We start from the raw sequence: 26,374 nt of genomic DNA, 5'->3' as shown, positions 1-26,374 counted from the left end.
GGAGCATGAAACATGAATGATCAATTAATTATCGGGGGACAGGAGTTTCAATCGAGATTTATCTTAGGTTCAGGTAAATTCTCACTGGAGCTAGTGAAGGCTGTGGTTGAAAATGGCGGAGCAGAGATGGTAACCGTCGCCTTACGGCGTGCCAACCTAGGTGGGGAAGAGAATATCCTGGATTACATACCCAAAACTATTACTCTATTGCCTAACACTTCGGGGGCAAGAACTGCAGAGGAAGCGGTAAGAATTGCACGTTTGGCCAGAGAAATGGAATGCGGAAACTTTGTTAAAGTGGAAGTTATCCGTGACTCCAAGTACCTGTTGCCGGATAATTATGAAACAATAAAAGCCACGGAAATCCTAGCCAAAGAAGGTTTCATCGTTTTGCCATACATGTATCCAGATTTAAATGTGGCCAGATCCTTGGTAGATGCGGGTGCTTCAGCTGTTATGCCTTTGGCAGCACCAATTGGTAGTAACAAAGGGTTATGTACCCAAGACTTTATTCAAATCCTAGTGGATGAAATCGATTTGCCGATTATCGTAGATGCGGGCATTGGCCGTCCGTCACAAGCTTGCCAGGCCATGGAAATGGGCGTCGATGCCATTATGTGCAATACCGCAATCGCAACAGCCAACAATGTGGCTCTCATGTCAAAAGCCTTTAAACAAGCTATTGAGGCAGGTCGTGCGGCGTATCTGGCAGGACTTGGCAGAGTATTGAATAACCAGGCAGAGGCATCTAGTCCTTTGATCGGGTTTTTGGAGGATTAAGCATGGCAGTAAATCAATTAAATCACATGGAATATATGGCTGGCATGGAAGCAATTGATTCCAATATTATGGACAAAGTATTAAACAAGATCGCAGACTATGATTACCAACAATTTAACGGCCAAGATGTAAAAAAAGCACTGGAGAAACAACAACTTTCTATTGATGATTATGCAGCTATCTTATCTCCGGCAGCTTTGCCCTATTTAGAAGTTATGGCCCAAAAAGCGATATTGGAGACAAAAAAGCATTTTGGTAATTCTGTCTGTATGTTTACTCCCTTGTATATCGCCAACTATTGTGAAAACCACTGTGTTTATTGTGGCTTTAATTGCAAAAATAAAATCCGCCGAGGAAAGCTTTCTTATGAAGAAGTGGAAATAGAGCTTAGAGCAATTGCGGCTACCGGACTAAAAGAGATCTTGATTTTAACCGGGGAATCCCGCCTGCAGTCTGGCGTAGAGTACATTGCAGAAACGGTTCGATTAGCGACAAAATATTTTTCCACCATCGGTATTGAAATCTATCCGCTTAATTCAGAAGAATATGCTTACCTGCATCAATGCGGAGCAGATTTTGTTTCTGTTTATCAAGAAACGTACAATACAAGTAAATATGAACAGGTTCATGTAAGAGGTCCCAAAAGAATTTTTCCCTACCGCTTCCATGCCCAAGAGCGTGCTCTATTAGGGGGGATGCGTGGTGTTTCTTTTGGTGCGCTGCTTGGGCTGGATGATTATCGAAAGGATGCCTATGCTGCCGGTTTACATGCCTATTTTATTCAACAAAAGTATCCACACGCGGAGATTTCTTTTTCTACACCCCGCTTAAGACCTTACATTAATAATGCGGAGAATAATCCGAACGATGTCCATGAAAAGCAACTTTTACAAGTAATGCTTGCGTATCGTTTGTTCATGCCCTATGCAGGTATTACAATCTCAACCAGGGAAAGGCCGGTTTTTCGAGATCATATAATTGGCATGGCAGCCACAAAAATTTCTGCCGGCGTTAGGGTGGGGGTTGGTGGGCATGGGGAAGAGGAAAAAGGCGATGAGCAGTTTGAGATTTCTGATGCTCGGAGTGTTAATGAAGTACATCAAATGATTCTAAACAGGGGATTGCAGCCTGTTTATACGGATTATATCCGGGTTTAGGAAAATTTTATGCTTATTTGTGTAACGGACCGAAATCTTTGTAAAGATGATTTTTTAATGCGGATTGATCAAATTGCCAAAGCCAAACCCCATGCCATTCTATTGAGAGAAAAGGATTTAAGTATAGCGAACTATCAAAGATTAGCCAGAAGCGTAAGAGAAATCTGTCTAAATAATCAGGTGCCGCTGATTATCCATCAAAATATTGAAGTAGCTACAGCCCTGAAATGTCCGGCTATTCATTTATCAATGCAAGATTTTAAGCAATACAAGCACGAACTCAAGCTATTTTCCCAAAGAGGTGTTTCAGTCCACTCCGTAAGTGAGGCCAAAGAAGCACAGCAATTAGGTGCCACTTATTTAATAGCAGGGCACATATTTTCCACGGAATGTAAAAAAGGGGTTCCGCCAAGGGGACTCCCTTTTTTGCAAGAAGTGTGCGATTCGGTTACCATACCGGTATTTGCCATCGGGGGGATAACAAAGGATAAAGTAAAAGAGGTTATCGGTGCAGGGGCAAAGGGAATTTGTGTAATGAGTGAGGCTATGACTTGTTGTCAACCAGTTGAGCTTACCAACAGCTTCAGTGTCTAAATGATGGATGGCCATTTCTAGTATGGTAAAATAATCATGGGAGGTGAGTGAAGTTTTGCATCTAAGACATGCTGTTGAAAACGATCTGCCCGCTATCGTAGATATTTACAATTCCACCATTCCTTCTAGAATGGTTACGGCTGACACGACCCCGGTAACCGTGGAGAGTAGGTTAGCTTGGTTTCGTGAACATAATCCCCAAAATCGTCCTATCTGGGTTGTCGAGGACGGGGGCATTATCTTGGGATGGTTAAGTTTTTCTTCTTTTTATAACAGGCCAGCGTATCATTCTACCACTGAAATTAGTATTTATATTGCTAAAGAATCCCGAGGCAAGGGGATCGGTAAGAAATTACTGTCTAAGGCAATTCAAGAGTGTCCGAAATTAGGAATTACAACTATCCTGGGATTTATATTTGGACACAATGAACCAAGCCTACAATTGTTTTTGAAATATAACTTCGAACGCTGGGGTTTTTTACCCAAAGTGGCGATTCTCGATGGTATAGAAAGGGATTTAGTTATTCTAGGGCTGCGGGTTGTCTAATATTTGTTTCATTATTTTGGCAGGGTTGCCACCTACCACAACATTATCCGGTACATCTCTTGTCACTACTGCACCAGAGGCGATGACAACATTATTACCTATAGTAACTCCGGGGTTTATAATGGCTCTCCCACCAATCCAAACATTGTTACCGATCTTTACGGGTAGGCCATATTCTACACCCGATATTCTTTCCGTTGGATTGAGTGGATGAGTTGCTGTATATATATGTACACCTGGTGCAATAAAGCAGTTGTCACCTATTCTAATTTCACAAACATCCAAAAACACACAATCGAAATTAGCATAGAAATTTTCGCCAACATGTATGTTGTAACCATAATCACAACGAAAGGTTGGTTCGATGTATAGGTTTTTTTCAGTTGAACCGAACAGTTCTTGTAATAGTTCGGTTCTTTTATTCTCTTCTGTTTCGAGTGTTTGATTGTATAATCGAGTTAGCATCCGAGCCTTTAATCGTTCCCTTAGTAATTGCGGGTCTGCTGCATTATAAAGTTCACCATTCAACATCTTCTCTTTTTCTGTTTTGATTTTTCTCAAAGCTCCTTTATACCATATAGTTTATTCAATAAATTGTTGCATATTAGCTTCACTCAAGAAGATTTCTTTACCGTAATATAGCACTCAATATCCCGGCTCTAAATCAAAAGTTATTTTACCCATTCTATAAAATATAAAGTAATCCTTAAGTTAAATAAAAATCCTATTGTTAATTATAGTATAAAATTGATATGTTCTCAAAACTTATATTGAGTACAATCAGGATTTCTTGAAAAGAAAGGGTCGCTAATAGACTTCCTCCCATCGGGATTAAAGATCCCAGCATACCTTTCATGGAATATTTTACCCGAACTGAACATTATGGTATAAAACGATCGATTAATCTATCGTTATATGAATGGACTGAGTAGTAAGCACCGAACTAGCTGCATGTGTAACTATATCCAGGGCGTACCATTTCTCATATTAGATATCGCGGTAGCGTTCCCAAAAGGTCTCTTGAATAATATCTTCGGCAATTCCTGTGCTAACCAGTAAATATGTTGTCACAGGGATTTTGTTGAACATTCTTTATATAATGCATCAAAAGAATTTCCTTCTCTCCCTAGCAATACGTAATAATATCGATATCGACCAATTATTCAACTCCTTTCATAAGGTGCACCTTCTATATAAGGGGAGCAATTGATCTCTTTAGGTTCACGGTTTTCTAAAAAATATATAATGTTGATTTTTGTTAGTAAAATGGACTTCCGATTATGGAAGTTCATTTATTTTTATAGTAGCTCTTCAACTAAAGCACTCGAGTATTTCTACTAAAAAATTAAAGGAAAAGTAAATGTAACGAAAGCTGCCCAAAGTCCATAGATCGGCAAATACTTAGTAACGGCATCTTGGATGGTTGAAGGTCCGGTTTTATTTTGGAGAAAACGCATATAGGAGAGCATAATCCAAATTAGATTGACCCAGATAAGTATATTTACTCCTAAAACAGCAAGTCTGTTGGGCGTAATCCCAAAAGAGGAAAGCCTGAACACGATGGCTGATAAAGCCACACTGTCAATGATAAGAGCAAGGGCAATTAGGGCAAAATTTATATAATCAGAAAGGTTCTTTTTCTCGTTTGTGCCGCTTTCGGTAATGGAGAATATGGTGATGGCCAATACACTAAGCAGCATTCCGTTGAAAAATATGAGGAAATTACGGTCCAAAAATGGATTTTTTCCGACCCAAATAACCGTTATGAGATAGATCAACAATGTAGCCAGTACAAGAGGACTAAAAATTTTTGCTATATATGGAGCAATATTTTTTGCAAGTTTAAGGTTCCTTGATACCAGGTATGTAGCCACAATAGCGAGAGCGGCAGCACCAAATAAAACAACATTTTTAAAATAGAATTCAGATATATCCATGCCGACAATTCTAAATAACTGCATGGTTAATGCTGTTAGCAGCATGCCGCTGATTGCCATGCTGGCGTAGAGTATGCAAAATTCACCATTAAATTTAAGATAGGCCAATCTTGTGCTGCCTATGCTATACTCATTTCCTGTAAATGCAAGCCCTAATAATACCCATAAGAAAATAGGAAGGTGTAGATAAGCCAAGATAATACTGTCTTTATGCTCTAGTGGCAGCATATTAAGATAAAATCCAGAGATTAGAAATAACGAGGCAAGGGTGTAAAGAACATTTTTTTTAGGGGTATTATTGCATATAAAATAGGCGGCAATAAAGGGAAGTATCCCAAAAACAAGGTTAATAGGGGCTATTGCTTGCTGCTCAACAAAATGTAAAATTATCCTAGTGCTTATCCCGGCCAGAATTGCTAAAACGCCCATGGACAAGAACTCTTTTTGAAACAAGGAAGCTTTTTCTGTATTTGACGTCTCTTCGAAATGCAATCTTTCATACCAAACGGCAAGAACCTGCGAATCAGGCTTTTTCCCCCAGGCGTATGAGAATGACTTTTTAAAAGCTTCGGGTTCTTTTCTATACATTCCCTCCAGTTCATGGGGGTTAGCAATATTTTCAATAATTAGATTGCTAATGTCCACGGTGATACCTCCCTAATAATTACCATAGTAAGTTCCTGCTTTCTTACGCAATGCTATTAACCAAAATTATTAGCCCTGACTGTCTTCGTCACTTTTGTATTCTAAAATATCCCCAGGCTGACATTCTAAAGTCTTACAAATGGCCTCTAGCGTAGATAATCGAATGGCTTTTGCCTTGCCATTTTTCAATATAGAAAGGTTAGCCATTGTTATGCCAACCCTCTCCGAGAGTTCTGTTACGCTCATTTTCCTTTTAGCCAGCATCACATCAATATTGATAATAATCGCCATTTTACTCACCTCAAACCGTTAAATCATTTTCTGATTTTATGTCTATGGCATTTTTTAAAAGCTTTTGAAGAACAGCAGCAAAGACTGCAACCACCATTGAAGCAAAGATAGGAACCATTCCCATTATTATCAGACCTGGGGCATCGTCTTTATCTGCTACCAGACAAACGAAGGGTATCATTACCACATACAAGGTACTGATTGTGATTGCACAGTATTTTATATTTTTTAATGCCCTTACAGATAATTCCGAGAATGCGTTGTTCTTGTCAATATAGCTTAAAAGTTTGAAAGCTTGGTACAGGGCAAAGTAAAAAGGTATCGCCGTTACATAGATACCTATTAAAATGGGATATAGTATATGGGTATAATCTGGATTTACTGGATTATCAGCTAACCAAGGCAACCCTAATATGCTTAAAGCGAGAATTGGAATTCCAATAAGAAAAACAGCTACCTTTAAAAAGAGTGTTTCTCGTTTCATAAAAAGCACCTCACTTATTTATTGTTGATTTGATTTTAACATATTTTTATCGTTTTGCAATATATTATTATCGATTTAAGTTATTTTATTATTGTTATCGCCTTGTGAATTTAGACAAAATAAAAAACCAGCTCGCCCATTGAGTTGGCTTTTATATCAATGCTTTGCATTATGAATGTACTACGCACTAGAAATCAGTGGCTTAATCTATTTCTCCCAGGATAAAAAGCCAACTTAGAAAGCCTCCTGACTATCCGTTATTCTTATTAAGCTGCTATATCTTAAAAAATACATATGAATTTTATTATTTTATTTGTATTTTCTGATATAAGAGGTGTAGAAACAGGGAATTTTCTATGGGATACAAAGGATATGAGACTCAGTTTTCAGTATATACGTCCTTTTTTATCTAAATATAATTCCGTACAATATATAAAAATGAAACGGTAGTCTACGGTTATTAGTATAATCGTGTAAGTTAATGAAGTAATTTTACTTATTGAAACTATCTTAATAAGGTAACAGGAATTTTAATATCTGCAATTACCTTGTAAATAATACTGCCCAAGATAACTTCTAAAGTTGACAACTTGCCCCGACCCATTATTATATGATCAATATATAAATCATCAACAGCTTTAAGGATAGACTTAGCAACATCTCCCTTTTCAATCATAACGTTTAATGGAACGCTTTCTTTCAAAAATAAATCTTTAATCTTTTTAGTTTGATTGATTAAATAGTTATAAAAGTCATCTATTATACTAAATGGATTATTATTAGGGTTTACTGACATAAACCGATAATCCCTAGAGTCAACTGCGATTACTGTTATCCTAATTAAATTATTTCTTTTTGCCATATCAAGAGCATAATTAATTGCTTTCCATGAGGAATCCGTTCCATTAAACGGAACTAATATTCTCACTTTCTTCACCCTCCCGGAGCATACTAATTAATTCACTATATATTCGTTCTTTCATTGTTTTATCTAATGGTGCTAATCCAAATAACTCTGCTAACCACAAACCATCTGTCGCGAGCCTTACTATAATTGAACGAATTGGGTCTACCCCATCATTTTCAAATTGTTTTTGCATATCCTTATAAAACATTTGAAGTTTTTCAAGTAATTCAGGATTTGTGAAGACTGCCCCCAGTAACGCAGAACTCCTTTCAAATTCATCTTGCTGTGCATTAAAAGTAGTATTTACAAAAGCCCTGATCCATTTTCCGGTATCCTCATTATCCATTAGCATATATTTGTTAATATTCTTAGTATAAGTATGTGTTAACTCATCGACCATCCCTTTAATTAAGGCTTCTTTATTCGGAAAATGATATAACAAGCCACCTTTGCTAACACCTGCCTTGTTTGCTACAGCTTCCAAAGTAAGACAAGCAACTCCCTGCTTTATAACTATATCTGCAGCAGCTATTAGTATTTTATTTTTTTTGGATGTGTTATTAGTATTTATCATACTTCAACTATACCGTCTGGACGGTTTTATGTCAAGCTTTTACAACTCTACATATTTGTTCAACTCCATCACTTATTAAGTATTTGATTCTGATAGAAACATAAAGCACCATAGATAAACTCATATAAAGATAAACTTATCTAACAAGCCATGTCAGATTGATAATTTTTTGCTCTCCTGTAAAGCCATTTTGCATATCTCCAATTTAGAAAGTACGTCCATTAAATGTAATGTTCACTAAAATAATCTTAAATTATCTGGATATAATACACGGTAAAATTATTTTTATAACTAGGTGAACATTATTGTATTTACATAACAACATTGAACTGTATCTAACAATAACAGCAATTACTCTCTCTTTAATTGGAAGTTACTTTATACTTCGTAAAGATTGGAAGAGTTATGGCATAGTATATTTACTTTCAGGGATTGTAGGAAATATTTTATGCTATATTTTTGTAAAATTAACCTTTTACTCCTTCCCTTTTAGGTTGTTCCCACAAATATCCATTATGCCATTTGAAACCATATTAACCATGTTTCCATTCTTTGTGATTTTGGGAATTTATTATAGCCCCCGCTCATGGGCCTATAAAATACCTTTTTACTGGGTAATTGTTCACCTTGGTATGGTTTCGGAAACATTAGCACACAACCTTACAAACTTAATCAGCTACAATTATGAATGGGATTTTTGGGACTCATATACATGGTGGTGGATTTTCTTGCTTCTATTTGATTATGTAGGCGGATTGATTGTTCCTTGTCACCTAAGGAAACCCATCTCACAGGAAGCGTTTAAATACGGAAATGGGGGCTTTTTTATATTGCATTTTGTATTAATTGTCACAGTTTTCTTAGGTGGCTACTACGTAGGGCTAAAAAAGTAATCAAGTAAAGTACATTATTATAAGCTTAAACAACCAAGTACTCTAAACAGTTAAGTATAAAATTTGCCGCAAGTTTACCCCCCTTTAAACAGAAGATATTCGTTGAGGGGGGAATACCCTGAAGATAATAACACTTGGAGCAACCCTGTACCAAACCTAGATAATCAGCCTTACCATAGCAGGTGCAGAGTGTGCCTCAATAACTTGCTTTTGCCTGTCACCATCCCCTGTCCGCCATTCTGGCCCCCACGTCTTAAACTCTTCGACGTTCTCAAGCATTATCACCCTCGGCTTACTAATAAACATTTTTAGCTAAAATATCCCAGCTTATGCCCTAGCCTCCTTGGCAGATTGCTAATCTTTTGCTAAATTGCCCTCTAAATCAAATTCGGCGGGTGATTCTTTTTCCTGTCGGAATTTATTGACAGGAAGCATAGCAGTAATTAAAATGAAGTATAGAATATATATTCTATACTTCATTTTTTATGGAGGTTATAGTATGCCCTATAGAACACCCAAACATATTCAGGAAATAAAAGATGCCAAATACAAACATATTCTTGACGTTGCACTAAGATTGTTTTCTGAAAAAGGATTTCAAAATACATCTATACAAAACATTTGCAGTGAAGCAGGCGTTTCAGTAGGTTCCATATACTTTTATTTTCCAAATAAGAAAAGCATTTTCGACGCAGTCTACAATAGCATTCAGAGTAAATATTTAATGTCACTGGCTGAGATGTTAGAAGAAGAAACTGATTTAAGAAACATAATTTTTGAATATATTAGAGGGCAAGTCCATGCACTAGCATCATCAAACGTTTATGAAATTAACTTTTTTCTCACCAACCGCCATCAATTAAGGGAGAACAGAAACGATCATTTAAAAGAGATGATAACCTACTTTAAAGAATATTTTGATGAAGCTGTCAAAAGCGGACAGTTAAAGGCACAGAATACAGAATTAGCTGCATCAACTTTTATTTATTCCGTTTCTTATGCTGTAGGGCACATATTTGTTTATAAGCTGGACTATCAAGAAGAAGAGCTAACGAACTTTTTATTTAATTATAGTGTACAGGGGTTGGGGCTAAATCTTGAAGTTTAAATAGGAGGAGGGGGCGGCTGTGAGTGAATTTATCAAAAGCTTTAACGAAGTGAATGCCAAAGATGTAGCTATCGTTGGGGGAAAGGGAGCAAATCTTGGGGATATGGCTCGTGCCGGTTTTCCTGTCCCCATGGGTTTTTGCATCACTGTGGAAGCATATCGTAAGTTTATGGAGAAGATTGATATTGGTGAAATCCCGGTAACCCGGGACAAGGTGGCTCTAAAGTCTAGGGAGATAGTAGGGAAAATTCACTCAGAGAAAATACCTGAGGAGTTGAGTACGGCTATTCTTAACGCATTCAATTCATTTGGATTTGATAAACTCGTGGCTGTACGTTCCTCAGCTACAGCAGAAGATTTGCCGGAATCCTCCTTTGCAGGTCAACAAGCATCTTATCTTAATGTAAATGAAGAGGGTCTTTTGGAAAGTATAAAAAAATGCTGGGCTTCACTCTGGACAGAACGGGCAATTCATTACCGTATAAATAACGAATTTGACCATAACAAGGTTTTTCTTGCTATAGTAGTTCAACAAATGGTGTCGGCTGAGGCAGCGGGAGTCGCCTTTAGTGTTAATCCACTAACCTTGGATAGCAAACAATTAGTTATTGAATCTGCTTGGGGCTTGGGAGAGGAAATCGTTTCTGGACAGATCAATCCAGACCGATTTATCGTGGATAAAACAAATAGGAAAATCTTGCATCAAGAAATAGCAGAAAAAGAAAATATAATGATTTCCTCAAAAGCCAGCTTGGCAACAAGTTTACGGCCCCCTGATACCATGAAAAATGCTTCTTCACTTAGCGATGAACAGATTATGGAGTTGACGAAAAATGTATGTGATATCGAAGAACACTTTGGCTATCCACAGGATATTGAATGGGCGTTGTCAGACAATCGGTTCTATATTCTCCAGTCACGGCCAATTACCACATTAAATAGGCAGCTCCCGCTGGAGAAAGCAGAGGATTTACATTACTTTAATTTTGATCCCGCTCTGGAATGGACTAACATGCAATGGGTTCGGGAACGGTATCATCAGCCCATGTCAGTTCTGGGGTGGTCAATTCTCGAACCTTGTCAAAGTGAAGGATTACGGTATTTATGTGAGATATTTTTAGGAAGAAAATTACCTGCCGATTATAAATTTTATGCTTGGATACATGGTTATTTATATCAGAATTTTACGATTATGAAGGAATTTTACCCATCCTTAGCTATGGATGCAATCTTAACAACAGATGAAGAAAAAAGGTTTAGACCAAGACACAATAAAATCCAAGATATAATACGAGCGTTAAATATGTTTTTTAAAGTAAAAAAATTAAATGCTATGTTAGACAAAGCTTTTAACAAATCATTACCTGGATATCTGCAAGAAATCAGAAGACTCGAAGCAAGCAAACTTAAGCAGTTTAATAATATTGAATTGTATCAATACATTTTAACTTGCCGGGAGCTAGGCAGATCTTATTTTCAGCATCAATTGGTTAGTGGTTTGGTTGCAGATAATTATTATACGATACTATCTAAAATTATGGTTAAATGGATGAATGATGACCTATCCCTTAGTGCAAAATTAGTTTCGGGACTGCCGAACAATCTTACCGTAGAAACTAACGATGATGTCTGGCGGTTGTCTCAAACTCTCAGGAATTCACCTCAGTTGCTCACCTTATTTATCACCAATTCAACTAAATCTTTTCTTAATCAAGCAGACCACTTTGAAAATGGACGACATTTCATTTCTGAACTAAATACCTTACTTAAAAAGCATGGTCACTTAAATACGAATATGGATATTGCGAAAGATTTTTGGTGGGAAAATCCCGATATAGTTTTTTCCCTGGTAAGAGGATTTCTAAGCACTAATGATAATATTGATCCGCTAACAAGAGGGACGGAGAAAAGAAATGAACGGGAGATTACGGGAAAATATGTTCATTCTAAACTGTCCTTTATCAAGAGATATATTTTTAATAAAGTTTTACAGCCTACACAAACATATATGCTTTTGCGGGATAACCGCCATTACTATATCACGATGCCTTTTTCATTAATTAAGAAAGCAACCAATGAGTTAGCTCACCGGTTACAAGAAGAGGGCAAGCTTAAAAATGAACGAGACATTTATTATCTATCTATCGACGAAGTCGGAAGGATAGTTAACGGCGAATTGGATATTAAAAACGCAGATCAACTCATCGCACTTCGAAAATCACTCAAAAAAATAGATATAGATGCCTTGCCCGCTTTATTTAAAGGGTGGCCCCAGATAAAAAATGATTCAAATAAATACAACCATGACGTTGCAATTCTAAAAGGAATAGGAGGCAGCCCTGGAATTGCCAGTGGTTCTGTTAAGGTAATCCGTTCTTTAGCTGATTTTGCACAGTTCAAAGCAGGCGACGTTCTAATAGCCAATAATACTGACCCGGCATGGACACCTCTTTTCGCCATAGCTAGTGCAGTAGTTACTAATTATGGTGGCTTGTTAAGTCATGGGGCCATCGTTGCTAGGGAGTACGGTATACCGGCAGTACTAGGTGTGGCAAATGTTACCGAGTCTTTGACGGATGGGCAAGTTGTTGAAGTTAATGGAAATAATGGGACTGTGTCCTTACTGTGAACTCACTCACCCCCACCTTTACGGGTGTTCAGGAAGGGGACTTCTGGCGGGTAAGTTAAAGAGACAGTATTGGAGAATGAAGCGTAGGATATTATCTTGCGCTTTTTATTTTTTGCATAATGGGCTTCCGCCCGACTTTAAGGTTATGCAGAGCTAGGTTTTTCTAAACAATTTTACCGATATTCCCCAAAACAATATTGCACCGGATCAATATAAGATATAAGATGTACTCAAGATAATATTGTACTGAGTTCAATAATATACTGAGTATAGAGGTGCGTTATGAAAACAATCAGTAGAACTGAAAGAAGAAAAGAGGAAACCCGGAAAAGGATTATTACCTGTGCTATGGATTTATTTAACAAGCAGGGCTTCGAACAAACTACGGTGGAGCAAATAGCGGAAGCAGCCGACATTGCCAAAGGGACCATTTATAACCACTTTCCAGTAAAAGAAGCCATTGTATGTGAACATGTTCAAAGAATGATTCAGGAACAAGGACCTGAAGTACTCGGGCAAATACGACAATTGCCGGATACTCGGTCACGTTTAATCACAGTACTCTATAAGTCAATGGAATGGATGCATATTAAGCTGAACAGTGACATTTATGAAAAATACTTTATTTATCGAATGCAAACAGTAGTTCATTCTATAAGGGACCAAAGCATAAGAAGCGGCTTCAGCGGTGTCCTAGAACAGATTATAGAGTTGGGAAAAAAGACAGGAGAAATTCGTCAGGATGTGCCGAGCAAGATTCTTGTCGGCAACTTGGAAACAATTAGCAGCTTCACAGCAATTGGCTGGGTCACTAAACCGGAATGTTTTTCAATATATGAGGCCATCGAAATGAATGTGGACATTTTTCTAAATGGGGCAAAAAGTGCCGGCGGAGTAACGCCAATGAAAGAATAAAATTTGTTGCCTGGGGGGAGGGTGCACATGGAAAAGAGTTGCGGATCGTTCTTTTTCAGTTGGAGCGAGGCCTTTAACGCTGGGGCGGGGGGAGCCGGGGGGAAGGGGTGGAACTTAGGGCGGCTTGCGCGGTATGGGTTTACGATTCCCCAGGGAGGGGTTGTTTCGGCAGAAGCATACCACCGTTTTATTCAAGGGAATAACTTGTCTGAGGTACTAGAGACTATTTCCCGAGATGTAACGATAGCAAATGTTTTAGAAAAAGAGACTGAGGAAAAACTTTTCCTGCTTAGGGAGAAAATCAAAGTTGGCCGTATTTTGCCGCCTATTCAGGAAGAACTAATCTGTAAATTAAAAAACATGGGCATATTTGAAAAACCACTGGCCGTCCGGTCTTCGGCCACTGCCGAGGATACTTCTGGAGCGACCTTTGCAGGGATACACGAATCTTTTTTAAATGTCCAAGGAATAGAGAACGTCTTGTCCGCTATTAAAGATTGTTATGCCTCTTTATGGACACCTCGAGCTGTTGCCTACCGGAGGAAAATGAATATTAGAGATGATGAAGTGATTCCCGCTGTTGTCATTATGGAGATGGTCGAGGCGATGGCGGCAGGGGTTGGCTTCACCTGTGATCCGAGGACTGGCCGGGAAGATGTTTTGGTTATCAATGCCAACTTTGGCTTGGGCGAAAGTGTAGTAAGCGGAGCTGTCGAGCCGGACGAGTACATTTTAGACCCTATGATTGGAATAAAAAAAAGAATCGGTCGTAAACAGGGGAAAACCATGGCCAAAAAAACCGGTGGGACGGAATTTGTTGATTCCGCCGGAGCGTCGGCAGGACAAGTTTTAACGGATGAAATGATAGGTAAACTGGGTTTGCTGCTCCAAAGGGTCTACGAAGTGCTGGGAGATGGGGAACAGCACCAGGATATTGAATGGGTTTTTGACGGCAAGGAATTTATTTTAGTACAGGCTCGACCGGTAACGGTGCTGCCTAGATATACCTTTGAAGGAATCAAAAATCAGCCGGATATATGGTCAAATGCCAATTTCAGGGATGGAATTCCGATGGTGCAGTCGACGCTTAACTGGAGTGTAACGAAAAAAAGCCTGAACATGTTACTTGATGCACCCTTAAAAGCAATAGGGTATCCAATTCCATCCGGCATACAACATGTTAGATTATACCAGGGACGGGCGTATTTTAACCTATCTATCCAGCAGTGGCAAATATATGATTCCTTTGGTTTTCCTCCAAAGTTAGTTAATCAAGCATATGGAGGACACCAGCCGGAAATAGACATTAATGAAAAGAAATCATTTTTTGGCATAAAGGAATCTAAAAGGCTAAAGTATTTATTAAAAGCCATGTTTGTTGGACAAAAAATTAGGAAGAGTGCGACAAAGTCCTTTGATAGAATTAAAGATTTTGCAGAGACTTTGTTAAAAGAAGATCTTACCTGCTTAACAGAAAAAGATTTACTAAAAAAACATTCTGATATTGAAAATTTATTTATAGAATTTGTTCCAGTCTTTATGTTTTGTTCTTCTGCCCCAGTGTATCCGCCGGAAAAAATACTGGGAAAATATTTTCCTGGAAAAGGTAAAGCGGTGGCAAATGCCTTGATGGCAGGGGGCGGGGATATAACCAGTGCCCAACACGGCTACCGCCTAATAGAACTGGCTGAAATTGCCCGTGAGGATATTGCCGCCCGGCGATTTTTCTCCAGCCAAACCTTTGAGCCTCTTCTGTGGGAAAGAGAGCTGCCGGAGGAGTCAGTTTTTAAGCAATCCCTACGGAACTTCCTAGCAGAATATGGGCACCGGGGAGTTTACGAAATGGATATCATCAACCCACGTTGGCGGGAAGACCCGTCTTACCTCTTAAATATCATCAAGAGCACAATGGAAACGGCCGATCTTCACAAAGTAAAGAAAAAGCAACAAGCAAGAGCGGATGAAGCTTGGCAGGAAGTACGACAAAGGCTTCCATTACACCAACGAATATTGGTAAAAAACTTAGTAAACAAGGCATTGCAGGCCGCTGGACTTCGGGAAATGGCAAAATTTGTACTGGCACATATATTTGAGTCTGAACGGATAATATTCCAGGAGATTGGCCGGCGGTTGGCGGATAGAAAAATTCTTTCAGAACCGTCCGATATATTCCACTGTACTTTGAATGAAGTTATTTCAATTCTACAAGGGGCTTGGGACGGCAGGAATTTAGCAATCATAGTGACTGAGCGGCAGGCTAAAAGAAACGAAATGGAATTACTGTTACCTCCAGACTTGATTATTGGTGAGAGTCCTCAATTTGTCGAAACCGTCACATATAACTCAGAAAAAGAACTTACAGGTTTGGGTGTGGCAGCAGGCAAGGCCTCTGGCGAAGCTAAATTAATTTTTCATCCTAATGAAGGGGAAAAACTGCTGGTCGGAGACGTGCTGGTGGCCCCGTCAACGGACCCAGGCTGGACCCCGCTATTTTTGAAAGCTTCTGCCATCGTTATGGAAACAGGAGGGTTTTTGTCTCACGGCTCCATTGTGGCGAGGGAGTATGGTATTCCAGCGGTCGTTAACATTCCGGGTGTAATGAAGATACTAAAAGGGAGTCAATTAATCACGGTTGATGGTGATGCGGGGAAAATATATCTTTAAGTTATTGTAGACTAGTCGTTAACCGAAAATATATGACCATGGACCCTAGATAAGCATACTCCCCTTGAATCTGGGAAGAAGATAACGTCTTGCTAAATTGCAGGGCGTTATTGTTTGGTGGAAGCCATTAGATCAATTCATTATTCTTGATAATTCTAATTAGCTTCTCTCTGTATCTATTGTCAGTTTTAACCTTTTCAAAGTTACTACGAGTAAGAAGAAATGTTTTCAGCTTCATGTTATGAAGGATAATGCCTTGATACTTCTGGTCTTCATATAACTCTTTAAACCAGTTTTCGGTATTTAATTCTTTTAGTAGTCGCCAATATTTGTAGCTAAAAGGAAGATACAGTATTTCAACAAATGTTAGTGGAAATAGATCGGCGATTAGGGCGATTAGATTAAAAAATTTTTTCAACAGGTTTTCCACCTCGAAACTATGGCAGATTGCCAGACTTGATAATAGCCCTGAGTATACTCAGAAAGTACTATTAATTTATATCAATTTAGACGTAATTGTCAGTTAGAAGTTTTAAAATAACTTGCAATTTATTTATTTAAAAAATTAATCTAACGATTTGAAGGAATACTCAATGTTGTATAGTAAATAAAGGGTAGAAATTGGGGAGAGGTTACAATGTTTGATTTGAATTTCCTATTTGAGAGTGAAAAAACATTGGAATGTTATTATAGGCAATTTAGCCAATTAGTTAAAAAATTTGTATAGTGAAAATTGTTTGGAAAAGTAGCATCGGAAGTGATTTATTAATCACTTCAACAAAGAAGGTGATCATTTATGATGCTTGAGAAATGCAAATGTTCTTATCAATTTACATATGGAAAAATTCTCAAATCTATCTTAAGTTGCTATAGCCCAATTGAATGTCCCAATTGTAAAACCAATTATAAAATTGCTATATACTCAAGGTCAGTTGGTATGGGATTCTTTGCTTTTTGGTTTGTTAGGGATTTGCGAAAAAATTCCGAGCTAAGTGAGTGTATACTATGGTTAATACTATTTGGATTACTTTTTGCTTCCTTTTTAATAATTCCTTTTATTGCTACACTAAAGGAATGTCCTTCTAAAAACCTACCGGAAAATAAGAATTGAATGCTCAGGTATGAGGAAGCATTGAAGTTCTTTCGTGGAAACAGGATTCTGCCAGAAAAGAAGTGATTATAATGAAGAATCCCATAATTCGTTTCTTAAGTTATTTTGCCTATATAATAAGTATAGGTTACATAGTATTTAAGGGTACTGAATATCAAAAATATTTAGAGAAAATAAAGTTAGAAACTTATCATGCTTATCCGGAAATGGTTTTTTTATCACTATTTCCAATTTTTATAGGAATTCTTCTTGCTCTACCGCGGTTTTTTAAGGTCTTAAAAAAGCAGGGTGTGTGGTTCTTTGACTGGATAAAGTTCATTGCAATTGGGTTGCCAACACTCTACTTAGCTATATTTCCAGCGATATATTTTTCTCCAATTGTATCATATATGCCCCAAACGTTTGTTAATAGTATGCTAATGTATTCGATGTTTCCCCAATCTCTTAGCGGGATTATATTTGGTTATTTATTAATCAATGTTATAGATAAAGAATTTAAAGATACTATGTGTGTTCCTAACGAGAGATTTGATTTTAGAAGAAAGATATAGTTTCTTTAGATACGACGTTTAAGAAGCTACCTGGAAAGGATTAAAATAATGGCATTTTTAAAAGAGGTTCGTTTTGACTGGAGTAAAGTCAAGGACAAAGAGAGATACCCCTTTAACATTCCTGCGTTAAAGGAAAGACAAAGCATAAACTTGGATCGAAATGTGGTTTTTTTTGTGGGGGAAAACGGAACTGGCAAATCAACCCTACTTGAAGCCCTTGCCTATAAGTGTGATTTTTCAACGATTAGTGGAGGAAGAGGACCCCTGTTGAAAGATCATCGCGGGGATTTTTCTCTATCAGACATCATAACCCTATCTTGGTTTCCCAAAGTAGTAAATGGTTTCTTTCTGAGGGCGGAGAGTTTTTTTGATTTTGCAAACTATTTGGATGATTTGGCAGAAGAGTGTGGTGGTATTGTGTACTCTCCTTATGGTGGGGAATCCCTTCATCACCAATCTCATGGCGAATCCTTTCTATCCTTATTCCAGAATCGCTTTCAAGGGAAGGGGATTTATCTGCTGGATGAACCAGAAGCCGCCCTATCTCCTCAGCGACAATTAGCATTTTTAAGAATCATTTGGGAGTTAGAAAGTACAGGAAGAGCACAGTTTATCATAGCCACGCATTCCCCCATTTTATTGGCATATCCCGGCAGCAGTATCTATTGCTTCAATGAAAGAGGTCTGGAGCAAACGATTTATCAGGAAACAGAGCACTATCAACTAACCAGGGATTTCTTAAACAATCCTGAAATATTTCTCAATAAATTGCTAAGCTGAGAGTATTTTATATAAGGACATGGGACAGTGAGTAAGGACGGTTTAGGTAAATGAAAAATAAAATGATTGGCATGGCGTTCTTTTTACTGATGATATTTGGATTGTTTTTTCTTCAATTACGTCTAATGGCTTTTGCTTAGGTGATTATCTACTTAACCAATTAGGATTGAAGGCTTGGCACAATGATGAAGAGAAAATGGGGTTGCATTATGCATTTTTCTATGCACTTACCTTTGTTTTTATTGGTTGGCGAGGGAGCACAAAGTATCTAAAAGAGAGTTACCCCTATCTAGTCAAGAAAATGATATGGATATTTTTGGCTTTTCTTTTATTCATTGTGCCTGCGGTCACAGAACACGCAAAAAATATGTACTATTCCTTTCAAGATGGTATAAGGGCGGTTGAGTATCATCCCAGAAATAGTAGCTGTGATGTTGATCCAGAAGAACAAAAACAGAAGATATCAGGAACGATAAATGTAACGAATCACAGTCAGGAAGAGCTAAAAGTATCTGTAAAACTAATTGACAAGGAATACTTTGCTGAGGATTTGGTTCTAAAAAATGACCAAAACCAAAATATATTTACGTTGCAGCCAAAACAGGAAAAATACCTGCATTTTAACTTCTATATAGATAAGAACCAAAGCAAAATTGAGGGTGGGAGTATGACAGGTCCGGAAATTAAGCTTATTGAACAGAGCTAATTTTCTAAGGACTAGGGGAGAGGAAATGCTGAGGAAGGTATTGAATTTCTTTTATAATAGGAGATGGGAACTTATATTTTCGACACAGGATATGCAGAAATACTTTAGTATTAGAGGCAAGCTGATGAATAATGGCATACCTTCTAGAACAGATTTCATAGACCCTAGCCGTAAGTCCTCTGGAAGGGGCGGGTATGCCCATAATTTAATAGTAACCTATAACATTTATGTGAGGGTTAATGTCATACACAGGGCGAATGAGATTATTTTTCATGATAAATAAAGGAGATTAAAATATTGACTATTCAAAGGCAGATAACAGCTATCTTTTTTGCGTTTTTATTTGTATCTTTATTCGTTGTGGGGTGCTCCACCTCAAAAACCCCGCAGGAGAAGGTAGGTATGGAAAGGGAAGCCAACCAAGATCAGTCAGCACACAGCACCGATCCCGCGACGCAGGGGAAGGAAAGTATTGAAAGAGAAACGGAGGATATTCTTGCTAAATATTTTCACCAAAAATTCCCCGCAACAGAAGTAATAGATAAATGCCTGGTTGATATTGACAATGACGGCTTGCCGGAACTCTTAGTAGCTTTGAACACATACAGTGGGGCGAGTAAAGATGCGGAAATTATAAAAAATGGGCTAACCCCTTTATACGTAGCCGTAGTTTTTCCCAAGGGAAGTAATCCAACTGAATCCCTGAGCGTTATCGGGAAAACTGTTCCAGAAGATTTCAGTTTCAGGGGGACTCACTTATTTACCGTTGAGAAAGAGGGAGAGCGGGTGGATCGCGTGAAGGTAAAGGCCGTCAATTCTCAAGGGTCGGAGCACTACTTTACTCTAAAAGTAACCGTTGAAGAAGATGGGGTACGGAGCTTCTCTTAATCTAATGAATAAAATTAACATCGATACGGAGCAAGACATTCAAAAAGCAAAAAAGAAGGCCTTGATTGTACTGGCTCTATTCCCGCTCTTCCTGATAGTTTTTATCCCCTACGGAATTTATTGGGTTTATTTTGATATGAGCCATCTACCAAAGGAAAAAGTACTGACAGAGAGTACATCACCGGATGGGATCTATACAGTGAAAGTATATTTAATTAATGGCGGAGCTACGACGGCTTACGCAGTATTAGGAGAGTTATCCTTTAACCAGGAAAGAAGAAAGCCAAAGTACATTTATTTTAATCACCGAGAAGATTATGCTAACCTAAATTGGCTTGATAATGATACGATAATTATTAATGGCCATAAACTGGAGGTACCTTACGAGACATTTGATTATAGAAGAGATTAAAGTGTGGATAAAGGACTCAAAGTCATATCTGGGTTGATAGGCTCAGTGAAATTATTTAGAATATAAATAGTATTATTCCTGTATGTAGCTTGAGAAGGGTTAAGGAGAGGATTTGATGTTAAATACAACGAGATTAATCAAAATTAACAAGAGAAGTTTGTTTACCAATTTACGAAGTAATCAACTATATTCTAAAGAGCAACTAGTTAATGACCTTCAAGTCCTCACGGATGAAATTCAAAAGCGTACTGAAAAAGTATTTTTTGTTAAATTAAAGACGACACCCTACCTACAGATAGAGCTTACCTCCTATAAGGAAATTGATAAATAGGATGTAAGTAAAAAGGCTTAGTTTTAAAAGTTCTTGGGGGATTAAGTAATTTATCAAAGAGGTCCCTTTAAAATAAAGAAGAAGGGGAGATACCCTTTCTATGGGCCCCCCCTTTAACTAACGATAACTATTTAAAATAGTAGTTACGTCTAATAAATACGTTTTTTGATTGGCTTAGTAAATGCATACTAGTAGTTGAGTACTTAGCGAATAAAATTCATTTTTGTTTTAGCTTCTTTTTCGGGTGCTTTAATTGTTTCTTTGCCATTTTGAACTAATTTCAAAAGCCAGGCCATATTTTTGCCAAGTATCCTCATGATTTGTACGCCCTCTTCATCCTGCAAGGCTTCCCCGGGTGTAGTCCCATGAATGACATTCCAATAATTTGAGGTTGGGATCAGCATTTCGGAATAATTAAGATAATTATTCAGTTGATTAAAGGTTGGGAGTCCACCAGAACGTCTTACAGCAACAACAGATGCACCTACTTTGTGCCGTAACATACCATTGTTAACACCCGTAACATAAAAAGCCCTATCTAAAAATGATTTCATAGTACCAGCTATGGCCGAATAATGTACAGGTGAGCCTAAAAGGATGCCATCTGCTGCCTTCATTTTTTGAATCCACTCATTAACCTGGTCATTAGAAATACTGCAGGTTTCACTTTGATTTTTGGCACACTGACCACAGGCCAGACAGCCTCTAATGGCTTTGTTTCCCACATGGATAATTTCTGTTTCAATACCTTCCTTCTCAAGTTCAGCGGTTACCAGTTTAAGCCCATGGTAAGTATTTCCTTCTTTGTTTGGGCTGCCATTAAATGCTACAACTTTCATGTAGAATTCCCCCTCAATGAAATAAATAATTATTATTCTTTTGATTGGAGTATAATTGATTACTAAAGGGAGGGCAAGTATGTACCTTTAGGTAAGTTAACTTACCCAAAGGTAAGATTAATCCTGTAGGGTGGGGACCACCCGAAGTTACGCCTGTTTGAGATTGTGTAAGTCCTGGCTTCTTAAGAGTTAGGCAGTGGTCGATGATTCGGGAAGCGCCGGTAGGCTAAGTGGTGGATAGTTCACACGTAGCCTGGTATGTGTAAGTGATTGTTATTTCTATATAGTGGGTGAGTATGTATGATCTATTATAAAGATAAAAAATATGTATGTCATTTAGACCTAGCCATGGAATTGATTCGTGGAAAATGGAAAGCTATTATTCTTTGCCGTTTAAATAATGGACCAAAACGGTTTCTTGAACTACAAAGAATGACCTGTGGTGTTAGCCAAAAAGTATTAAACGAAAAACTAAAGGAATTAGAAGGGGATGGCTTGATATTTAAGACTACCTATCCTGAGGTTCCGCCCAAGGTCGAGTTTGAACTTACAGAAATGGGTAAAGAAATTTTCCCCTCGTTAAATTTACTCAAGAAATGGGCACTCAAGTATGAAAAGCAACTTGAAATACAATCAAAATAAAGATTGGCCGTAACGTTTATTACACCTAAAGAGCCTGTTTAAAAAGCGCATAAAATTGAATGAAAAATAAAAATGCACCGAAGCGAAAAATGGTAGAATAGAAGTACTTCTACAACCATATTAACCATTTTCCACAGTCCCGTCCCACAAGGTAGAGCTTTGCAAGAGCGCATGGTGAACTCTCGCAAACAAGTGGAGTTGGCGTTTGCACAAGAGTCCAACCAACTGACTTCGGTCATGAAGCACAAGCAGATGCCGGTTCGTACAACCGTTCTCTTAGGGATGCCAATTGTTTCGTCAAATTTACTGGATTAAAATTACGACTAGGTCATGGAGGTAGATATTGTGGACATTCGAATCGCTGAACAGCACCACCAGCAGGCTATTTCTGAATGTGTGGAAGCGGCCTACAGTGTGTACATAGAGAGAATGGGGAAAAAGCCCGCTCCGATGTTGTCAGACTATCAAGAGCTCATTTCGAAAAATCTTGTCTATGTAATCACAGATATGGATGAATTAAAGGGCCTGATTGTACTGATTCCGGAAGAAGACCACTTGTTGATTGAAAATGTGGCTGTTCATCCCAATTTCCAAGGACAGGGGATTGGGCGTAAACTAATTGAATTTTCTCTTGCGTTTGCTAAAGAAAGGTGTCTACCGGAAATTCGCCTATACACGAATGAGTTAATGGTTGAAAACCTGGTATTCTATGCCAAACTAGGATTTATTGAAGTGGATCGCCGAATAGAAGACGGTTATAGACGCGTATTTATGTCTAAATCTTTGTCAGGGAAAAGAAGATAACGGCCAGTGAAAACAGAGTCATGGCAATTAGGGATTTGCTATATTTATCACTTTTGCGGCGATGACGTGCACCTTTTTCCCGACTTGTCATCATAGTCATCTCCTTTCATCTAACAGGAGGATTCAGAAAAAGGACAAACTAAGCTTGCTAGTACTTTGTTTATAGTATTGTTTAACTATTTCCGTAATAGAAGCAATACATTAAATTTGGTACTTCATGGTAATCTGTCTTGGTATAGGCAGGTCAATCCCCTTTCCAGGGCACCTTAATACCGTGCTTTTGCAGGCGATAAAGCAAGGTCGGACGGGAAATACCTAAGTATTTGGCTGCCTGGGTCTGGTTATTATTATGTTTTTCCAGCGCTTTAATGATTAAATATTTCTCTAGCTCATCCAGGGAAAGGCCATGCTCCGGCAGATTGAGGATGGGACCGGGGGCGTCCGGTATACCCTCGATCATTTCTTTTGGCAGGTGAGCCGGTTGAATCTCTGATCCCTGGCAGACAATCAAGGAACGCTCAACGACGTTTTGTAATTCCCGGATGTTGCCTGGCCACTGATAACGGGAGAGCACCTTCATGGCCTCGGAAGATATCTTTTTGCTGAAGCTAGGGTCAAATTTACCTAAAAAATGATTGACCAATAGAGGGATGTCCTCTTTACGGCCTCTCAGAGGGGGCAGGTTAATGCGCATCACATTAAGCCGATAATAAAGGTCCTCCCGGAAGGTGCCTTTGGCGATGGCTGCCGATAAATCCTGATTAGTAGCTGCCACAATGCGCACATCCACGGCTAGTGTCTCGGTACTGCCTAGCCGTTCGAAGGTTTTTTCTTGCAACACCCGGAGCAGCTTTACCTGCATACTAATAGGCATTTCGGCAATTTCATCCAGAAAGATAGTACCCTTATCGGCCATCTCAAAACGGCCCTTCTTCCGATTTAAAGCCCCGGTAAAGGCACCTTTCTCATGACCAAAGAGTTCACTTTCCAGGAGCTGCTCCGGCAGCGCGGCACAGTTAACTGCCACAAAGGCTTTATCCGCCCGGTGGCTATTTTTATGAATTTCCACTGCGGCCACCTCTTTACCCGTGCCACTTTCGCCGGTGATGAGGACCGTGGTGTTGCTTTTAGCCACTTGACGAATGAGGGTGGCAACTTCTTTCATGGAATCACTTTGGCCAATCATCTTACCATACTTTTGGCTTAATTCCCGCCTTAAAAAATCCACTTGATTCTCTAACTGGTGTAAATGTAACGCCTGTTTAACCAGTACCTTTAGTTCCTCCAGCTTAAAGGGTTTGGTGATGTAATCGCTGGCACCGATTTTCATTGCTTCGATGGCAGTTTCAATGGTGCCATGGGCAGTAATCATGACCACGGGTATATTTTTGTTAATCTCTTTAATTCTACGCAGTACCTCGATGCCGTCGAGGTCTGGCATTTTCAAGTCTAGGATGACGAGCGAAGGCTCTACCTCTTGGACTAAGGTGATGCCCTGAAGTCCTCTGGTGGCGGTTACCACCTGATACCCTTCGTGGCTTAAAGCGCGGTCTAAGGCCCAACACATTCTTTCTTCATCATCAATGATTACTATACGTGGTACCAACCATGTCGCCCCCTTCCGAAGTGTTTTGTTCAATAGGAATTTTAATGGTGAAGGTGGTCCCTTGCTGTGGGCTACTATTAACTTCGAGGCTGCCGTTGTGCAGCTTGATGTTCTGATAAGAGATGGCTAGCCCCAGACCAGTTCCCTGTGGTTTGCTAGTGTAAAAAGGATCGAAGATATGTGTCATTTCTTCCGGTGTCATGCCTATCCCCGTATCGGTGAAGGAAATAATTAGATTGTGATTCTCACAGGCGGTGGCAATCACCAGCCTGCCGCCGTCAGGCATGGCTTCCACGGCGTTGATAATAAGATTGACAAAGACTTGCTTTAACTTTTCAACATCCGCCAGGAGTGGCGGGAGGAAATCGGCCAAGCGCAAATGTACCGTTATTTTTTGCTTGCGTAACATGGCAGCAGAGAAGGATAATACCCCTTTAATGTTGTCGTTAATGGAACATTCTTTAATCGCTACTTTGGTGGGACGGCCAAAGTTCAAGAGTTCTTGAATAACCAAGTTTTGGCGATCCACCTGCTCGTCTAGGGCCGCCGTAAATTCGTTAATGCCGCTGACCTGAGAATATTCTTGCTTCATTAACTCCACCAGAGTCTTAATGATACCGATGGGGTTGCGTAGTTCGTGGGCTACACCGGTAGCCAGGCGGCCTAAGGCAATCAGGTGCTCCGAACGAAGGAGTTGCTGCTCCAAGGCTTCCTTTTGGGAAAGACCTACGGCCATTTTATTAACAGCCTGAGCAATCTCCCCCAGTTCTCCGGAGATTTCCGGTAATCGGTGGTCAATATCGTTTTCCAGCTTTTGTAGTTCTGATTTCAAGCGTCCCACGCTGGTGGTGATATTACGTACCACCAGCAAGGTGCCGATAATGCCTAGCACTAATACTGCCAGAATAAAGTAACGCACTAATTTTCTAAAATAACTGCTTTGATAAAAAATGGGATTCAGTCGTTCACCGGCCCACATAACGCCCACTAATTTGCCTTGCAGAACGACCGGGGAAATGTATTCCATTACTTGGTCATCCCAGGAACCAGTAATTCGAAAAAGGGGCTTTTTGCTTATTTCGGTAGCTAATAGACTGGTTTTAGTATTGGCAAATATTTCTTCTTGCCGCTTGGCTTCTTCGGCGGGTGATAGGTTGCGGTAATTATGTACGAAACCCAATACGGTAATTTTTTCGTTGTTAGGGATATAAAGGCCGAAGCGGAAGCCGGAATTGGCTGGCAGGAGAGGTTCAACAGTTCTTGTGAACAAATTGTGCAGCATGTCGGGTGTGATTTCTGTCGGGGCTAGGTCCAGCTTAGTGAGACTTTTCGTGAATTCATCATTGGTACTCTCAACCAGGGATTTTAGCCGTTGTTCTTTATCCAGAAAGAAAACTTCATCCGTGCGAGAGGCAAAGAAGATATCGTAGACCAAGGCGACCAGTGGCACAAGCATAATGGCTGTAATGATAATAACGATCTGATTGGTTAAACTTTTTTTGCGAAACAGCCCTAAAATATTCTTTTTTTGCAAGCAATCACCCCCAACTAATCGGTCAGTTTGCTTATGTTGAATTAT

28 protein-coding genes are annotated in these 26,374 nt (G+C 39.0%); 18 read left to right on the top strand and 10 right to left on the bottom strand.

The features are described from left to right. Positions 1-12: 12 nt before the first annotated feature. The 4 genes from BUA78_RS04655 to BUA78_RS04640 are packed head-to-tail and all read left to right on the top strand — an operon-like array spanning position 13 to position 3,078. Positions 13-780, top strand: coding sequence for a thiazole synthase (locus tag BUA78_RS04655; protein ID WP_072911349.1), 768 nt, complete (start codon positions 13-15; stop codon positions 778-780). Between the two features lie 2 nt (positions 781-782). Further along, positions 783-1,937 carry a 2-iminoacetate synthase ThiH gene (gene thiH, locus BUA78_RS04650; protein ID WP_072911348.1) on the top strand — a complete coding sequence of 385 codons (1,155 nt, stop codon included), beginning with the start codon at positions 783-785 and terminating at the stop codon, positions 1,935-1,937. Between the two features lie 9 nt (positions 1,938-1,946). Beyond that, the gene (locus BUA78_RS04645) at positions 1,947-2,531 is read left to right on the top strand and encodes a thiamine phosphate synthase (RefSeq protein ID WP_072911346.1); all 585 of its coding nucleotides are present in this window, start codon (positions 1,947-1,949) and stop codon (positions 2,529-2,531) included. Positions 2,532-2,586: 55 nt separating this feature from the next. Continuing rightward, complete coding sequence (locus tag BUA78_RS04640; RefSeq protein WP_072911345.1) at positions 2,587-3,078, top strand: GNAT family N-acetyltransferase; 492 nt, start codon at positions 2,587-2,589, stop codon at positions 3,076-3,078. Here the strand turns inward: BUA78_RS04640 and BUA78_RS04635 are convergent. The 6 genes from BUA78_RS04635 to BUA78_RS04610 all read right to left on the bottom strand — a co-directional run bounded on the left by BUA78_RS04635 (position 3,058) and on the right by BUA78_RS04610 (position 7,916). Further along, complete coding sequence (locus tag BUA78_RS04635; RefSeq protein WP_274377376.1) at positions 3,058-3,609, bottom strand: sugar O-acetyltransferase; 552 nt, start codon at positions 3,607-3,609, stop codon at positions 3,058-3,060. The two genes, BUA78_RS04640 and BUA78_RS04635, sit on opposite strands and share 21 nt — an antisense overlap. 806 nt (positions 3,610-4,415) lie before the next feature. Further along, on the bottom strand, positions 4,416-5,660 hold the full coding sequence (locus BUA78_RS04630) for a DUF4153 domain-containing protein (RefSeq protein WP_072911343.1): 1,245 nt from the start codon (positions 5,658-5,660) through the stop codon (positions 4,416-4,418). 69 nt (positions 5,661-5,729) lie between these two features. Continuing rightward, entirely contained in the window at positions 5,730-5,951 is a 222-nt protein-coding gene (locus BUA78_RS04625) for a helix-turn-helix domain-containing protein (RefSeq protein WP_072911342.1), read from the bottom strand. 10 nt (positions 5,952-5,961) lie between these two features. Then, the gene (locus tag BUA78_RS04620; RefSeq protein WP_072911340.1) at positions 5,962-6,435 is read right to left on the bottom strand and encodes a DUF2975 domain-containing protein; all 474 of its coding nucleotides are present in this window, start codon (positions 6,433-6,435) and stop codon (positions 5,962-5,964) included. A gap of 505 nt (positions 6,436-6,940) precedes the next feature. Beyond that, positions 6,941-7,363 (bottom strand): universal stress protein, encoded by a 423-nt coding sequence (locus BUA78_RS04615; protein ID WP_072911339.1) that lies wholly within the window; start codon positions 7,361-7,363, stop codon positions 6,941-6,943. After that, entirely contained in the window at positions 7,341-7,916 is a 576-nt protein-coding gene (locus tag BUA78_RS04610) for a TetR/AcrR family transcriptional regulator (protein ID WP_072911337.1), read from the bottom strand. Before BUA78_RS04610 ends, BUA78_RS04615 begins: the two co-directional genes overlap by 23 nt. Before the next feature lie 305 nt (positions 7,917-8,221). Between BUA78_RS04610 and BUA78_RS04605 the strand changes: the two genes are divergently transcribed. Beyond that, positions 8,222-8,809 carry a CBO0543 family protein gene (locus tag BUA78_RS04605; protein ID WP_084082307.1) on the top strand — a complete coding sequence of 196 codons (588 nt, stop codon included), beginning with the start codon at positions 8,222-8,224 and terminating at the stop codon, positions 8,807-8,809. A gap of 156 nt (positions 8,810-8,965) precedes the next feature. On the opposite strand, the gene BUA78_RS20800 is transcribed toward BUA78_RS04605, so the two are convergent. Then, positions 8,966-9,088, bottom strand: coding sequence for a hypothetical protein (locus BUA78_RS20800; protein ID WP_274377374.1), 123 nt, complete (start codon positions 9,086-9,088; stop codon positions 8,966-8,968). Between the two features lie 220 nt (positions 9,089-9,308). Here BUA78_RS20800 and BUA78_RS04600 point away from each other — a divergent pair, with 220 nt between their 5' ends. The 11 genes from BUA78_RS04600 (at position 9,309) to BUA78_RS04540 (ending at position 20,904) form a co-directional block, all read left to right on the top strand. Beyond that, positions 9,309-9,917, top strand: coding sequence for a TetR/AcrR family transcriptional regulator (locus tag BUA78_RS04600; RefSeq protein WP_072911335.1), 609 nt, complete (start codon positions 9,309-9,311; stop codon positions 9,915-9,917). Between the two features lie 19 nt (positions 9,918-9,936). Continuing rightward, positions 9,937-12,546 carry a PEP/pyruvate-binding domain-containing protein gene (locus BUA78_RS04595; protein WP_072911334.1) on the top strand — a complete coding sequence of 870 codons (2,610 nt, stop codon included), beginning with the start codon at positions 9,937-9,939 and terminating at the stop codon, positions 12,544-12,546. A gap of 282 nt (positions 12,547-12,828) precedes the next feature. Further along, positions 12,829-13,461 carry a TetR/AcrR family transcriptional regulator gene (locus BUA78_RS04590; protein WP_072911332.1) on the top strand — a complete coding sequence of 211 codons (633 nt, stop codon included), beginning with the start codon at positions 12,829-12,831 and terminating at the stop codon, positions 13,459-13,461. 27 nt (positions 13,462-13,488) lie between these two features. Beyond that, complete coding sequence (locus BUA78_RS04585; RefSeq protein ID WP_072911331.1) at positions 13,489-16,125, top strand: PEP/pyruvate-binding domain-containing protein; 2,637 nt, start codon at positions 13,489-13,491, stop codon at positions 16,123-16,125. A 796-nt stretch (positions 16,126-16,921) separates the two neighbouring features. After that, the gene (locus BUA78_RS21015) at positions 16,922-17,236 is read left to right on the top strand and encodes a TIGR04104 family putative zinc finger protein (RefSeq protein ID WP_072911328.1); all 315 of its coding nucleotides are present in this window, start codon (positions 16,922-16,924) and stop codon (positions 17,234-17,236) included. Positions 17,237-17,307: 71 nt separating this feature from the next. After that, positions 17,308-17,787, top strand: a complete 480-nt coding sequence (locus BUA78_RS04570; protein ID WP_072911326.1) for a hypothetical protein — start codon at positions 17,308-17,310, stop codon at positions 17,785-17,787. A 48-nt stretch (positions 17,788-17,835) separates the two neighbouring features. Beyond that, on the top strand, positions 17,836-18,567 hold the full coding sequence (locus BUA78_RS04565) for an AAA family ATPase (RefSeq protein WP_072911325.1): 732 nt from the start codon (positions 17,836-17,838) through the stop codon (positions 18,565-18,567). Positions 18,568-18,769: 202 nt separating this feature from the next. Then, complete coding sequence (locus BUA78_RS04560) at positions 18,770-19,273, top strand: hypothetical protein (protein WP_139257245.1); 504 nt, start codon at positions 18,770-18,772, stop codon at positions 19,271-19,273. A gap of 402 nt (positions 19,274-19,675) precedes the next feature. Further along, positions 19,676-20,161: a hypothetical protein gene (locus BUA78_RS04550; protein ID WP_139257243.1), complete on the top strand. Its 486-nt coding sequence runs from the start codon at positions 19,676-19,678 to the stop codon at positions 20,159-20,161. Positions 20,162-20,165: 4 nt separating this feature from the next. Beyond that, complete coding sequence (locus tag BUA78_RS04545; protein ID WP_084082305.1) at positions 20,166-20,573, top strand: DUF5412 domain-containing protein; 408 nt, start codon at positions 20,166-20,168, stop codon at positions 20,571-20,573. A 115-nt stretch (positions 20,574-20,688) separates the two neighbouring features. Continuing rightward, positions 20,689-20,904 carry a hypothetical protein gene (locus tag BUA78_RS04540; RefSeq protein ID WP_072911319.1) on the top strand — a complete coding sequence of 72 codons (216 nt, stop codon included), beginning with the start codon at positions 20,689-20,691 and terminating at the stop codon, positions 20,902-20,904. 203 nt (positions 20,905-21,107) lie between these two features. Here BUA78_RS04540 and BUA78_RS04535 read toward each other — a convergent pair whose 3' ends face one another. Beyond that, positions 21,108-21,743 (bottom strand): flavodoxin family protein, encoded by a 636-nt coding sequence (locus BUA78_RS04535; protein WP_072911317.1) that lies wholly within the window; start codon positions 21,741-21,743, stop codon positions 21,108-21,110. A gap of 300 nt (positions 21,744-22,043) precedes the next feature. Between BUA78_RS04535 and BUA78_RS04530 the strand changes: the two genes are divergently transcribed. Then, on the top strand, positions 22,044-22,385 hold the full coding sequence (locus BUA78_RS04530; RefSeq protein WP_072911316.1) for a winged helix-turn-helix transcriptional regulator: 342 nt from the start codon (positions 22,044-22,046) through the stop codon (positions 22,383-22,385). Between the two features lie 345 nt (positions 22,386-22,730). Continuing rightward, on the top strand, positions 22,731-23,189 hold the full coding sequence (locus BUA78_RS04525; protein ID WP_207650481.1) for a GNAT family N-acetyltransferase: 459 nt from the start codon (positions 22,731-22,733) through the stop codon (positions 23,187-23,189). Between the two features lie 244 nt (positions 23,190-23,433). On the opposite strand, the gene BUA78_RS04520 is transcribed toward BUA78_RS04525, so the two are convergent. Both BUA78_RS04520 and BUA78_RS04515 read right to left on the bottom strand, forming a co-directional pair. Next, positions 23,434-24,795 (bottom strand): sigma-54-dependent transcriptional regulator, encoded by a 1,362-nt coding sequence (locus BUA78_RS04520; RefSeq protein WP_072911313.1) that lies wholly within the window; start codon positions 24,793-24,795, stop codon positions 23,434-23,436. Further along, positions 24,770-26,329, bottom strand: coding sequence for a sensor histidine kinase (locus BUA78_RS04515; protein WP_072911311.1), 1,560 nt, complete (start codon positions 26,327-26,329; stop codon positions 24,770-24,772). The genes BUA78_RS04520 and BUA78_RS04515 overlap by 26 nt, the downstream gene beginning before the upstream one ends. Positions 26,330-26,374 lie beyond the last annotated feature (45 nt).

This window comes from Desulforamulus aeronauticus DSM 10349, from assembly GCF_900142375.1.
GTDB lineage: Bacteria > Bacillota > Desulfotomaculia > Desulfotomaculales > Desulfotomaculaceae > Desulfotomaculum > Desulfotomaculum aeronauticum.
This window is presented reverse-complemented; position numbering and strand designations above follow the sequence as displayed.